Raw genomic sequence first — 13,050 nt, forward strand, 5'->3', positions numbered from 1 at the left:
GAACTTTTGCTGAAGTATCGCCTTATAACTGCTCTGTTTTTAATACCGATAGTTATCGCAGCGCTCTTTTTGCTGCCACCGGTGGGCTTTGCCTTGGTAACGCTGGTGGTGTGCATGTTGGCCGCATGGGAATGGGGTCAATTAGCCGGTTTTACATCCCGCTCGCAGCGTATCTGGTTGGCTATTTTGTGTGGCTTCCTGTTGGCACTGATGATGCTCAGCATTCCAGCCTATGATCGATCCGTCCATCTGTTGCAGATTGGCGGCCCACTGTGGCTTTCGTTAGCTTGGTGGTTGGCGGCGTTGTTGCTGGTGTTGTTTTACCCCGGCTCAGCCGCACTGTGGCGTAATTCACGCCCTTGGCGCTTAGTCTTTGGCTTGCTGACTATCGTGCCATTCTTCTGGGGTATGTTGGCGCTGCGTCAGTTTGGCTACGAAGAAAATCATTTCACTGGTTCTTGGTGGCTATTGTATGTGATGCTGCTGGTTTGGGGCGCTGATTCAGGTGCTTATGTATTCGGAAAACTGTTCGGAAAACATAAGCTTGCACCTAAGGTTTCTCCGGGTAAAACGTGGGAAGGGCTGATCGGTGGCTTAGTGACTTCTGCCGTGATCTCATGGTTGTTTGGTCGTTATGCTCCGTTGAATATCGTGCCAACGACGCTGTTGATTTGTTCGGTTGTTGCCGCACTGGCTTCAGTGCTAGGCGATCTCACCGAAAGCATGTTTAAACGTGAAGCTGGTATCAAAGATAGTGGTCATCTGATACCCGGTCATGGCGGGATACTGGATCGTATCGACAGCCTGACTGCGGCAGTACCGGTATTTGCCTGTTTGATGCTGTTAGTGTTTTAATCCGTCGTTGACGGGGAGTGAAGGGATGATGGTCAGCGTGCTCTGGAATCTGGTAGCGTTTCTCATTGCGCTCGGTATTTTGATTACCGTGCATGAATTCGGGCACTTTTGGGTGGCTCGTCGCTGCGGCGTTCGCGTAGAGCGTTTTTCCATTGGTTTTGGCCGTGCGCTGTGGCGTCGTACCGATCGTTTAGGTACTGAATATGTTATCGCCTTGATCCCGCTTGGCGGTTACGTGAAAATGCTGGATGAACGTGTAGAAACCGTTGCACCAGAACTCCGTCATCAGGCTTTCAACAACAAAACCGTTTGGCAACGCGCTGCGATCGTCAGTGCGGGGCCTATTGCCAACTTCCTGTTTGCTATTCTTGCCTACTGGCTGGTGTTTATCATCGGCGTACCAAGTTACCGTCCCGTTATCGGTGAGATTTCTCCGCAATCTATTGCCGCACAAGCTCAAATTTCATCGGGAATGGAACTAAAGTCGGTTGACGGTATCGAAACGCCTGATTGGGAATCAGTTCGTTTGGCGTTGGTCACGAAGATTGGCGACGAGAAAACCGATGTAGGGATCGCACCTTTTGGTTCCTCACAAGTCGTGACCAAAACACTGGATTTGCGCCAGTGGCATTTTGAGCCAGACCGTCAAGATCCCGTTGTATCGCTAGGTATTATTCCGCGCGGCCCACAGATAGAATCTATCCTTGCGCAAGTACAGCCAGACTCGGCGGCGCAAAAGGCAGGTTTACAAGCAGGTGACAGGATCGTTAAAGTCGATGGTCAGCCGCTGGGTCGTTGGCAGACACTAGTGAAACGTATTTACGATGGTCCGGGTCAACCGCTGATTTTAGAAGTAGAAAGAAACGGTAGCCCCTTGTCTTTGACGTTGATACCAGATACAAAATCGGTGGGCAAAGACAAGACGGTAGGGTTCGCTGGCATAATACCGAAGGTATTGCCGCTACCTGACGAGTACAAGACGATTCGCCAGTATGGGCCGTTCTCTGCGCTGTATCAGGCTGGGGATAAAACATGGCAACTGATGCATCTTACGGTCAGCATGCTGGGTAAATTAATTACCGGTGATATTAAGCTGAACAACCTGAGTGGCCCTATTTCGATAGCACAGGGCGCTGGGGCTTCAGCAGGAATTGGGTTGGTGTATTATTTGATGTTCTTGGCGTTGATTAGCGTCAACCTGGGTATCATCAACCTGTTCCCGTTACCGGTATTAGATGGTGGGCATCTCCTTTTCTTAGCAATAGAAAAGCTGAAGGGGGGGCCAGTTTCCGAGCGAGTACAAGACTACAGCTACCGCATAGGTTCGATCTTGCTGGTGCTGTTAATGGGTCTTGCACTTTTCAATGATTTCTCTCGCCTTTAGGCAGGGATAGGTTAGGAAGAACGCATAACAACGATGGCGATGAAAAAGTTGCTCATAGCGTCGCTGCTGTTTGGCAGCGCCACCGTATACGGTGCAGACGGGTTCGTAGTGAAGGATATTCATTTCGAAGGCCTGCAACGAGTCGCCGTCGGTGCGGCGTTACTCAACATGCCGGTTCGCGTAGGCGATACCGTCACTGACGATGATATCAGTAATACCATCCGTGCCTTGTTTGCCACTGGCAACTTCGAGGACGTGCGCGTACTGCGTGATGGTAATACATTAATCGTTCAGGTTAAGGAACGTCCAACCATCGCCAGCATCACTTTCTCCGGCAACAAGTCGGTGAAAGATGACATGCTCAAGCAGAACTTGGAAGCCTCTGGCGTTCGGGTTGGCGAGGCACTCGACCGCACCACGATTTCCAGCATTGAAAAAGGCCTGGAAGACTTCTACTACAGCGTTGGTAAATATAGCGCCACGGTGAAAGCCGTTGTGACGCCGTTGCCACGCAACCGTGTTGACCTGAAATTGGTGTTCACTGAAGGGGTTTCCGCCAAAATTCAACAAATCAACATCGTCGGCAACCATGCCTTCACCAACGATGAGCTGATCTCACGCTTCCAATTGCGTGATGAGGTGCCTTGGTGGAACGTCGTCGGCGATCGTAAATATCAGAAGCAAAAACTGGCGGGTGACCTTGAAACCTTGCGTAGCTTCTACTTGGATCGCGGTTACGCGCGTTTCAACATTGATTCGACGCAGGTCAGCCTGACGCCGGACAAAAAAGGTATTTATATCACCATCAACATTACAGAAGGTGAGCAGTACAAGCTGGCTGGTGTGGTGGTGAACGGCAACCTGGCAGGACACTCGGCGGAAGTTGCCCAGTTGACTAAGGTTGAGCCGGGTGAACTGTATAACGGTAGCAAAGTGACCAAAATGGAAGACAACATCAAGAAGATGTTGGGCCGTTATGGTTATGCCTACCCGCGTGTACAGACACAGCCAGAAATCAACGACGCGGATAAGACCGTTAAGCTGCACGTGAATATCGACGCAGGTAACCGTTTCTATGTGCGCCGCATCAAGTTTGAAGGTAACGACACCAGTAAAGACTCCGTACTGCGCCGTGAAATGCGTCAGATGGAAGGTTCTTGGCTGGGTAACGATCAGGTCGAGCAGGGTAAAGAGCGTCTGAACCGTCTGGGCTACTTCGAAACTGTCGATGTAGAAACCCAACGTGTGCCGGGTACTGCCGATCAGGTTGATGTGACCTACAAGGTGAAAGAACGTAACACAGGTACCTTCAACTTCGGTATCGGCTACGGTACGGAAAGTGGTGTTAGCTTCCAAGTCGGTGTACAGCAGGATAACTGGCTGGGTACTGGCTACTCGGTGGGCGTCAACGGTACTAAGAACGATTACCAGACCTACGCTGAATTGTCAGTCACTAACCCATACTTCACCGTTGATGGTGTGAGCTTGGGCGGTCGTCTGTTCTACAACGACTTTAAAGCTGATGATGCGGACCTGTCCGACTATACCAACAGCAGTTATGGTTTAGACGGCACATTAGGCTTCCCAATCAACGAGAATAACTCGTTGCGTGCAGGTTTAGGTTACGTACATAACAGCTTGTCTGATATGCAACCACAGATCGCCATGTGGCGTTATCTGCAGTCTATGGGGCAAGATCCGAACACTATGGATCGCGCCAGCTTCACTGCGGATGACTTCACACTGAACTTGGGTTGGACATATAACAACCTTGACCGCGGCTTCTTCCCAACTTCGGGTAACCGCACCACGTTGAACGGTAAAGTGACCATCCCTGGTTCTGATAACGAATACTACAAGGTTACTTTGGACAGCGTGCAGTACATGCCGATCAATAACGATCGTACTTGGGTACTGTTAGGTCGTGGTCGTTTAGGCTACGCGGATGGGCTGGGCGGTAAAGAAATGCCGTTCTATGAGAACTTCTATGCCGGTGGTTCAAGCACCGTGCGTGGCTTCCAGTCCAATACCATTGGTCCGAAAGCGGTGTACTACAACTCCAATTCATACAGTTGTAGCAACGGTACTGCTATCTGTACTTCTGACGATGCGGTGGGCGGTAACGCCATGGCAATCGCCAGTATGGAACTGATTACCCCAACACCATTCATCAGTGAGAAATACGCCAACTCGGTGCGTACGTCGGTGTTCGTGGATGCGGGTACGGTGTGGGATACTAACTGGCAGAATACTTCTCAGACCGAAATGTATGGTGTGCCAGATTACAGTAAAGCCAGTAATATCCGTGTCTCTACAGGTATCGCTTTGCAGTGGCAGTCTCCACTTGGGCCGTTGGTGTTCTCTTATGCCTACCCGCTCAAGAAATACGAAGGCGACAAAGCCGAACAGTTCCAGTTTAACATTGGTAAGACTTGGTAACGGGTCTCACTTCTGGGTAAGGCAAAGCAAAGAATCGCAATTGCCAGAGATACGGTCAGACATAGGGAGAGGATTCTTATTGTCTGACGAGAGGAATCTGGCAAATTGTGTATTTCAGAGTGTCATATGACACAAACGGGTGATGGTAAGGAGTTTATAGTGAAAAAGTGGTTGTGTGCCGCAGGCCTCGGTTTAGCAATGGCTGCTTCAGCTGGTGTTCAAGCAGCAGATAAGATCGCTGTCGTTAACGTTTCCAGCATTTTCCAACAGCTGCCAGCTCGTGCTGCCGTAGCAAAACAACTGGAAGGCGAGTTCAAAAGCCGTGCAACCGAGCTCCAGAACATGGAAAAAAGTTTGCAGACCAAAATGCAGAACTTGCAACGTAATGCCTCTACTATGAAGGCTAGCGATCGCACCAAGCAAGAAAAAGACATCATGACTCAGCGTGAGCAGTTCTCTCAAAAAGCGCAGGCTTTCGAGCAGGACAACCGTCGTCGCCAGATGGAAGAGCGTAATAAGATCCTGAGCCGTATTCAGGATGCTGTGAAAGCTGTTGCTAGCAAAGAAGGTTATGACATCGTTATCGACGCTAATGCTGTAGCTTATGCAGGTTCTTCTAAAGATATTACTGCTGACGTGCTGAAACAGGTTAAATAACACATGCCTTCAATTCGACTGGCTGATTTAGCACAGCAGTTGGATGCACAATTGCACGGTGATGGCGATCTCGTCATCACCGGCATTGCTTCAATGCATTCTGCCCAGGCTGGCCAAATCACGTTTCTGTCAAATAGCCGCTATCAAGAGCAGCTATCTTCCTGTCAGGCAAGCGCAGTGGTGCTTACCGAAGCAGACTTGCCACATTGCCGCAGTGCGGCGCTAGTGGTGAAAAACCCTTATCTGACCTATGCGCGTATGGCGCAAATAATGGATACCACCCCGTCTCCTGCTCAGAACATTGCGCCAAGCGCAGTGATTTCATCTGAGGCAACGTTGGGTCAAAACGTCTGTGTTGGAGCGAATGCGGTGATTGAACCCGGTGCAGTGCTCGGCGATAACGTGGTTATCGGCCCAGGCTGTTTTATTGGCCAACGCGCGCGTATTGGTGTGGGTACTCGCCTATGGGCGAATGTCACAATTTATCATGAAGTCGAAATCGGCCAAAATTGCCTGATCCAATCAGGAACGGTAATCGGCGCTGATGGTTTTGGCTACGCAAACGAACGCGGTAACTGGGTTAAAATACCTCAGTTGGGCACAGTGATTATCGGTGATCGTGTCGAAATCGGTGCTTGTACCACTATTGACCGCGGTGCGCTGGATAACACCCTGATTGGGAATGGTGTTATCATTGATAACCAGTGTCAGATTGCGCACAACGTGATAATCGGCGAAAACACTGCCGTCGCAGGCGGTGTGATCATGGCTGGTAGCCTGAAAATTGGCCGCTATTGCCAGATCGGCGGAGCCAGTGTGATCAACGGTCACATGGAAATTGCTGACAAGGTAGTGGTCACAGGAATGGGAATGGTTATGCGACCAATCACCGAACCTGGGGTATACTCTTCGGGCATTCCGTTACAACCCAACAAGGTTTGGCGTAAAACAGCAGCGTTAGTGATGAATATCGATGAAATTAACAAACGTTTAAAAGCGGTTGAACGAAAAGTCGATAAAGATTAAACACTGACCGCTCGCCATTTCGGGCATAAAACGAAACGCGTTGGTTTTAAAACCAAAAGCGCAAAGAGCGATTAATTTGCGGCCTGCTTGGTGATCTCCTTTTGGGGTCAACGCAGGCCGTGTTGTTGTTACCATCAGTTTTAGAGACAGGAAGAGTATTTTGACTACTGACACTCATACTCTAGATATTGCAGAGATTTTGGAACTGCTTCCGCATCGTTACCCATTCTTGCTGGTCGATCGCGTACTGGATTTTGAAGAGCACAAGTACCTACGTGCAGTGAAAAACGTATCGGTCAACGAGCCATTTTTCCAAGGCCATTTCCCGGGCAAGCCCATTTTCCCTGGCGTATTGATCTTAGAGGCTATGGCTCAAGCCACGGGTATCTTGGCGTTCAAGAGCGTGGGTAAACTGGAGCCGGGTGAGCTGTATTATTTTGCTGGTATTGATGAAGCGCGTTTTAAACGTCCTGTAGTACCAGGTGACCAGATGATCATGGAAGTCACTTTTGAGAAAACCCGTCGTGGTCTGACCCGCTTTAAAGGCGTGGCGACCGTTGACGGTAAAATTGTCTGCGAAGCAACCATGATGTGTGCCCGCAGCCGGGAGGCTTAATACGTGATCGACAAAACCGCCTTTATCCACCCTAGCGCAATTGTTGAAGATGGTGCCATTATTGGTGCAAATGTGCACATTGGTCCCTTCTGTTATGTCGGTTCCCAGGTGGAAATCGGCGAAGGCACAGTACTGAAATCTCACGTGGTGATAAATGGTATCACCAAGATTGGCCGCGATAACCAGATCTATCAGTTTGCTTCGATTGGTGAAGTGAATCAGGATCTGAAATATGCTGGCGAACCTACACGTGTAGAGATCGGCGATCGTAACCGCATTCGTGAGAGCGTGACTATCCACCGTGGTACCGTGCAAGGTACTAGCCTCACCAAAGTGGGCAATGACAACTTGTTGATGGTGAACGTACACGTTGCGCATGACTGCGTGGTGGGCAACTCTTGCATTTTGGCCAACAATGCTACTTTGGCAGGCCATGTGGAAATCGACGATCACGCCATTATCGGCGGCATGACGGCTATCCATCAGTTTTGCATCATTGGTGCACATGTGATGGTGGGCGGTTGTTCCGGCGTGGCTCAAGACGTGCCTCCTTTTGTTATCGCTCAAGGCAACCACGCAACACCGTTCGGCGTTAATGCCGTTGGGTTGAAGCGTCGTGGCTTCGATAAGGATGAAATGCAGGCAGTGCGTAATGCCTACAAGATCCTATATCGCAGCGAAAAAACTTTCGATGAAGCTAAAGAAGAGATCGAAGCTCTTGCTAAAGAGCAGCCGGTTGTGCAGCAATTCGTTGATTTCTTTGCTCGTTCCACTCGTGGTGTTATTCGCTAAGCTATGTCAAATCGTCCATTGATTATCGGATTGGTCGCCGGGGAAACTTCCGGCGATATTCTTGGTGCCGGTCTTATCCGTGCATTGAAGGCAAAACATCCAGACGCGCGTTTTGTTGGCGTCGCTGGCCCGCTGATGCAGGCCGAAGGCTGTGAAGCTTGGTATGAAATGGAAGAACTGGCGGTGATGGGCGTGGTTGAGGTGCTCGAGCGCCTGCCGCGCATATTGAAGATCCGCAAGGATCTTACCCGTCGGTTCAGTGAGTTGAAGCCGGATGTGTTTGTCGGTATCGACGCACCGGACTTCAATATCACTCTGGAAGGCCGCTTGAAACAACGCGGTATCCGTACTATTCACTATGTCAGCCCGTCTGTCTGGGCTTGGCGTCAGAAACGTGTTTTCAAAATCGGCAAAGCCACCCATCTGGTATTGGCGTTTCTCCCTTTCGAAAAAGCGTTTTACGATCGTTTCGAGGTACCTTGCCGTTTCATTGGTCACACGATGGCCGATGCTATGCCATTGCAGCCGGATAAACAGGCAGCCCGTGCTACGTTGGGGATTTCCCCAGCGGCGCGCTGTTTAGCGTTACTGCCGGGAAGCCGTAATGCGGAAGTTGAAATGTTGAGTGCTGATTTCCTAAGAACGGCTCAATTGCTGCGTACTCGCTATCCGGATCTGGAAGTCGTGGTGCCGCTGGTGAATGCCAAGCGACGCGAACAGTTCGAACGAATCAAAGCCGAAGTTGCGCCAGAGTTGACTGTGCATTTGCTCAATGGGCAAGGACGTGAAGCGATGATTGCTAGCGATGCGGCGTTGTTGGCCTCAGGCACTGCGGCGCTGGAGTGCATGTTGGCGAAATGCCCAATGGTCGTTGGTTATCGCATGAAGCCGTTTACCTTCTGGTTGGCGCAGCGTTTGGTAAAAACGCCATATGTTTCATTGCCTAACTTGTTGGCAGGCCGTGAAATTGTCACCGAACTGCTTCAGCATGACTGTGTGCCGGACAAACTCGCCGCTGCATTAATGCCGTTATTGGAAGACAGCCCACAGACCGAAGAATTGAAACAAACATTCCTTGAATTGCATCAAAGTATCCGCTGTGATGCAGATGAACAGGCCGCTCAGGCTGTGTTGGAGCTGGCATCAGTATGATTGAACCCTTTATCTATCCAACGGCAAGCTTGATTGCTGGTGTGGACGAAGTAGGGCGCGGTCCTTTAGTGGGCGCAGTAGTCACCGCTGCGGTGATCCTCGATCCATCCAAGCCGATCATTGGGCTGGCGGATTCGAAGAAACTGAGTGAAAAACGTCGCTTGGCGTTGTATGACGAGATCGTCGAAAAAGCGTTGTCCTGGAGCTTGGGGCGTGCTGAACCGGAAGAGATCGACCAGATCAACATCTTGCATGCCACTATGTTAGCCATGCAACGAGCGGTAGCCGGTTTGTCCGTAACGCCAGATATGGTGCTGATTGACGGCAACCGTTGCCCAAAATTACCTATGCGTTCACAAGCGGTAGTCAAAGGCGATAGCCGTGTTGCGGAGATTAGCGCTGCGTCGATCTTGGCGAAAGTGACCCGCGATCGTGAAATGACCGAGTTGGATACCGTATTTCCGGAATATGGTTTTGCGCAGCATAAAGGCTATCCCACGGCGTTCCATTTGGAAAAGTTAGCTATTTTTGGCGCAACTGAACACCACCGCCGTAGCTTTGCTCCAGTACGTAGGGCACTCGGGCTGTAAATCCGCCAAATCGGCAAGTGACTTCATCTAATCATCTTGGGTATCTGGATATGGCCGAACCTCGTTTTATTCATCTTCGTGTGCACAGTGACTACTCCATGATCGATGGGCTAGCCAAGATAGGCCCGTTGGTGAAGAGAGCCGCAGCATTATCCATGCCAGCGTTGGCAGTGACCGATTTTACCAACCTGTGTGGTTTGGTGAAGTTTTACGGCGGTGCTCACGGCACTGGGCTGAAACCGATTATTGGTGCTGATTTTCACGTACAAAGCGAGGAGTTGGGCGACGAACTGGCGCAGCTCACCGTATTGGCGGCTAATAATGAAGGTTATCAAAACCTGACGCTGCTGATTTCGCGCGCTTACCAGCGTGGTTACGGTGCGGAAGGTCCAACCATTGATCGCGATTGGTTAATCGAACACCGTGAAGGGCTGATTTTGCTCTCTGGCGCACGTATGGGCGATGTCGGCAAATTTATGCTGCGCGGCAACCAACAGTTAGTCGATCAATGTTTGGCGTTTTATCAGCAGTATTTCCCCGATAGTTACTATCTGGAACTGATCCGCACCGGTCGACCCGACGAAGAAAACTATCTGCATGCCGCGGTCGCATTGGCGACTGAGCGCGGTTTACCTGTCGTTGCGACCAACGACGTGCGTTTTATCGAAGAATCAGACTTCGATGCTCACGAGATCCGCGTTGCTATCCATGATGGCTTCACGCTGGACGATCCGAAACGTCCGCGTAATTACAGTCCACAGCAATATATGCGTAGCGAAGATGAGATGTGCGAGCTATTTGCCGACATCCCGGAAGCGCTGCTGAATAGCGTCGAAATTGCCAAGCGTTGTAACGTGACTATCCGTTTGGGTGAATACTTCCTGCCGCAATTCCCGACGGGTGACATGACTACTGAAGATTTCTTGGTAGTTAAATCCAAGGAAGGGCTGGAAGAGCGTTTGGAGTTCCTGTTCCCCGATCCGCAAGAGCGCGCGAAGCGTCGTCCTGAATATGACGAACGTTTGGATATTGAGCTGAAAGTGATCAACCAGATGGGTTTCCCCGGTTACTTTCTGATTGTTATGGAGTTTATCCAGTGGTCGAAAGATAACGACGTCCCGGTAGGGCCTGGGCGTGGTTCCGGTGCGGGTTCTCTGGTGGCTTATGCGCTAAAAATTACCGATCTCGATCCGTTGGAGTTCGACCTGCTGTTCGAACGTTTCCTTAACCCTGAACGTGTTTCAATGCCCGACTTTGATGTCGATTTCTGCATGGAAAAACGCGATCAGGTGATTGAGCACGTGGCCGAAATGTATGGTCGTGAGGCGGTATCGCAAATTATTACTTTCGGAACCATGGCGGCGAAAGCGGTTATCCGCGACGTAGGCCGCGTATTGGGGCATCCGTATGGTTTTGTCGATCGTATCTCCAAACTGGTGCCACCCGATCCGGGTATGACCTTGGAGAAAGCCTTCGCTGCTGAGCCGCAACTGCCAGAAATCTATGAAGCAGATGAAGAGGTTAAAGCGCTGATCGACATGGCGCGTAAGTTGGAAGGGGTAACGCGTAACGCCGGTAAACACGCCGGTGGTGTGGTTATCGCTCCGACTAAGATTACCGATTTCGCGCCACTGTATTGCGACGCTGAAGGTAACCACCCGGTCACTCAATTCGACAAAAATGACGTGGAATACGCCGGGCTGGTCAAGTTCGACTTCCTCGGCTTGCGCACCTTGACCATCATCGATTGGGCGCTGGCGATGATCAACAAGCGGCGCGCCAAGCAGGGCGAAGAACCGATCGACATCGCTGCCATTCCGCTCCAAGACAAGAAAAGTTTCGACATGCTGCAACGCTCGGAAACCACAGCGGTATTCCAGCTTGAATCACGCGGCATGAAAGATTTGATCAAACGTTTGAAGCCCGACTGCTTCGAAGACATGATCGCACTGGTGGCATTGTTCCGCCCCGGCCCGTTGCAATCGGGCATGGTAGATAACTTTATCGACCGTAAACACGGGCGCGAAGCTATTTCTTACCCGGATATCCAATGGCAGCATGAGTCACTGAAACCGGTGTTAGAACCGACCTACGGCATTATCTTGTATCAAGAACAGGTCATGCAGATTGCTCAGGTCTTGGCCGGTTATACCTTGGGCGGCGCTGATATGTTGCGTCGTGCAATGGGTAAAAAGAACCCGGTCGAAATGGCCAAGCAGCGTGGCGGTTTTGAAGATGGTGCCAAATCGCGCGGCGTTGACGGCGAACTGTCGGTCAAAATCTTCGATCTGGTAGAGAAATTTGCCGGTTATGGCTTTAACAAATCTCACTCTGCAGCCTATGCTTTGGTGTCGTACCAAACGTTATGGCTGAAAGCACACTATCCGGCCGAGTTTATGGCGGCAGTAATGACCGCCGATATGGACAACACCGAAAAAGTGGTGGGCTTGGTGGATGAATGTTGGCGTATGGGGTTGAAGATCCTGCCGCCGGACATTAACAGCGGTCTGTATCACTTCCACGTGAACGATGACGGTGAAATCGTTTATGGCATCGGTGCCATTAAAGGTGTGGGGGAGGGGCCGATTGAAGCGATTATTGAAGCGCGCAACAACGGTGAACAAGGCTATTTCAAAGACTTGTTTGACCTGTGCGCTCGTGCTGATATCAAGAAACTGAATCGTCGTATTCTTGAGAAGTTGATCATGTCTGGGGCGTTTGATCGCCTTGGGCCGCACCGTGCCGCGTTAATGAGTGCATTAAATGATGCGCTAAAAGCGGCTGATCAACATGCCAAAGCCGAAGCCATCGGTCAGGTCGATATGTTTGGTGTATTGGCGGAAGCGCCAGAGCAGGTGGAGCAATCCTACGCTAACGTACAACCTTGGCCGGAGCAGGTGGTACTGGATGGTGAACGGGAAACGCTGGGGCTGTATCTGACCGGCCACCCGATCACCCAGTATCTGAAGGAAATCGAACGTTATGCCGGTGGCCAGCGTTTGAAAGATATGCATCCGACGGATCGGGGCAAAATGACTATTGCCGTCGGCTTGGTGATCGCCTCACGAGTGATGGTCACCAAACGCGGTAATCGCATTGGGATTTGTACCCTAGATGATCGTTCTGGTCGTCTGGAAGTGATGTTATTCACCGATGCATTGGAAAAATACCAGCATTTGTTGGAAAAAGACCGTATCCTGATCGCCACTGGACAGGTCAGCTTTGATGACTTCAGCGGCGGCCTTAAAATGACCGCCCGCGAACTGATGGACATCAGTGAGGCCCGTGAAAAATATGCCCGTGGGCTTGCTATCTCGCTGACGGACAGGCAAATTGATGACCAGCTTTTGAACCGTCTCCGACAGTCGTTGGAACCCCATCGCTCGGGGACGATTCCAGTGCATCTCTACTATCAACGGGAAGATGCACGAGCCAAGCTACGTTTTGGCGCGACTTGGCGCGTGACACCCACCGACCGCTTGCTGATAGATTTGCGGACCTTGGTAGGTAATGAGCAGGTGGAACTGGAATTTGACTAA

At 50.8% G+C, this 13,050-nt stretch carries 10 protein-coding genes; all 10 read left to right on the forward strand.

Annotated features, from left to right (window positions below):
* Positions 1–6 precede the first annotated feature (6 nt).
* Entirely contained in the window at positions 7–855 is an 849-nt protein-coding gene (cdsA, locus tag AC3ISQ_RS05165; RefSeq protein WP_489351163.1) for a phosphatidate cytidylyltransferase, read from the forward strand.
* A 28-nt stretch (positions 856–883) separates the two neighbouring features.
* Positions 884–2,239, forward strand: coding sequence for a sigma E protease regulator RseP (gene rseP, locus AC3ISQ_RS05170; protein ID WP_489353136.1), 1,356 nt, complete (start codon positions 884–886; stop codon positions 2,237–2,239).
* Between the two features lie 33 nt (positions 2,240–2,272).
* The gene (bamA, locus tag AC3ISQ_RS05175; protein ID WP_489351164.1) at positions 2,273–4,678 is read left to right on the forward strand and encodes an outer membrane protein assembly factor BamA; all 2,406 of its coding nucleotides are present in this window, start codon (positions 2,273–2,275) and stop codon (positions 4,676–4,678) included.
* A 159-nt stretch (positions 4,679–4,837) separates the two neighbouring features.
* Positions 4,838–5,335, forward strand: coding sequence for a molecular chaperone Skp (skp, locus tag AC3ISQ_RS05180; RefSeq protein ID WP_489351166.1), 498 nt, complete (start codon positions 4,838–4,840; stop codon positions 5,333–5,335).
* 3 nt (positions 5,336–5,338) lie between these two features.
* On the forward strand, positions 5,339–6,361 hold the full coding sequence (gene lpxD / locus AC3ISQ_RS05185) for a UDP-3-O-(3-hydroxymyristoyl)glucosamine N-acyltransferase (RefSeq protein WP_489351167.1): 1,023 nt from the start codon (positions 5,339–5,341) through the stop codon (positions 6,359–6,361).
* Positions 6,362–6,521: 160 nt separating this feature from the next.
* Positions 6,522–6,977, forward strand: a complete 456-nt coding sequence (gene fabZ / locus AC3ISQ_RS05190; RefSeq protein WP_021179919.1) for a 3-hydroxyacyl-ACP dehydratase FabZ — start codon at positions 6,522–6,524, stop codon at positions 6,975–6,977.
* 3 nt (positions 6,978–6,980) lie between these two features.
* Positions 6,981–7,769 carry an acyl-ACP--UDP-N-acetylglucosamine O-acyltransferase gene (lpxA, locus tag AC3ISQ_RS05195; protein ID WP_489351170.1) on the forward strand — a complete coding sequence of 263 codons (789 nt, stop codon included), beginning with the start codon at positions 6,981–6,983 and terminating at the stop codon, positions 7,767–7,769.
* A gap of 3 nt (positions 7,770–7,772) precedes the next feature.
* Positions 7,773–8,921 carry a lipid-A-disaccharide synthase gene (lpxB, locus tag AC3ISQ_RS05200; RefSeq protein WP_489351172.1) on the forward strand — a complete coding sequence of 383 codons (1,149 nt, stop codon included), beginning with the start codon at positions 7,773–7,775 and terminating at the stop codon, positions 8,919–8,921.
* Entirely contained in the window at positions 8,918–9,511 is a 594-nt protein-coding gene (gene rnhB, locus AC3ISQ_RS05205; protein WP_489351173.1) for a ribonuclease HII, read from the forward strand. Before lpxB ends, rnhB begins: the two co-directional genes overlap by 4 nt.
* Before the next feature lie 50 nt (positions 9,512–9,561).
* Positions 9,562–13,050, forward strand: coding sequence for a DNA polymerase III subunit alpha (dnaE, locus tag AC3ISQ_RS05210; protein ID WP_489351175.1), 3,489 nt, complete (start codon positions 9,562–9,564; stop codon positions 13,048–13,050).

Source organism: Serratia sp. KH_031, from assembly GCF_057839655.1.

Bases quoted from the DNA above. Each gene is read 5' to 3' on its own strand.
- rseP (WP_489353136.1), top strand. From the start codon at position 884: ATGGTCAGCGTGCTCTGGAATCTGGTAGCGTTTCTCATTGCGCTCGGT.
- bamA (WP_489351164.1), top strand. From the start codon at position 2,273: ATGGCGATGAAAAAGTTGCTCATAGCGTCGCTGCTGTTTGGCAGCGCC.
- lpxD (WP_489351167.1), top strand. From the start codon at position 5,339: ATGCCTTCAATTCGACTGGCTGATTTAGCACAGCAGTTGGATGCACAA.
- lpxB (WP_489351172.1), top strand. From the start codon at position 7,773: ATGTCAAATCGTCCATTGATTATCGGATTGGTCGCCGGGGAAACTTCC.
- rnhB (WP_489351173.1), top strand. From the start codon at position 8,918: ATGATTGAACCCTTTATCTATCCAACGGCAAGCTTGATTGCTGGTGTG.
- dnaE (WP_489351175.1), top strand. From the start codon at position 9,562: ATGGCCGAACCTCGTTTTATTCATCTTCGTGTGCACAGTGACTACTCC.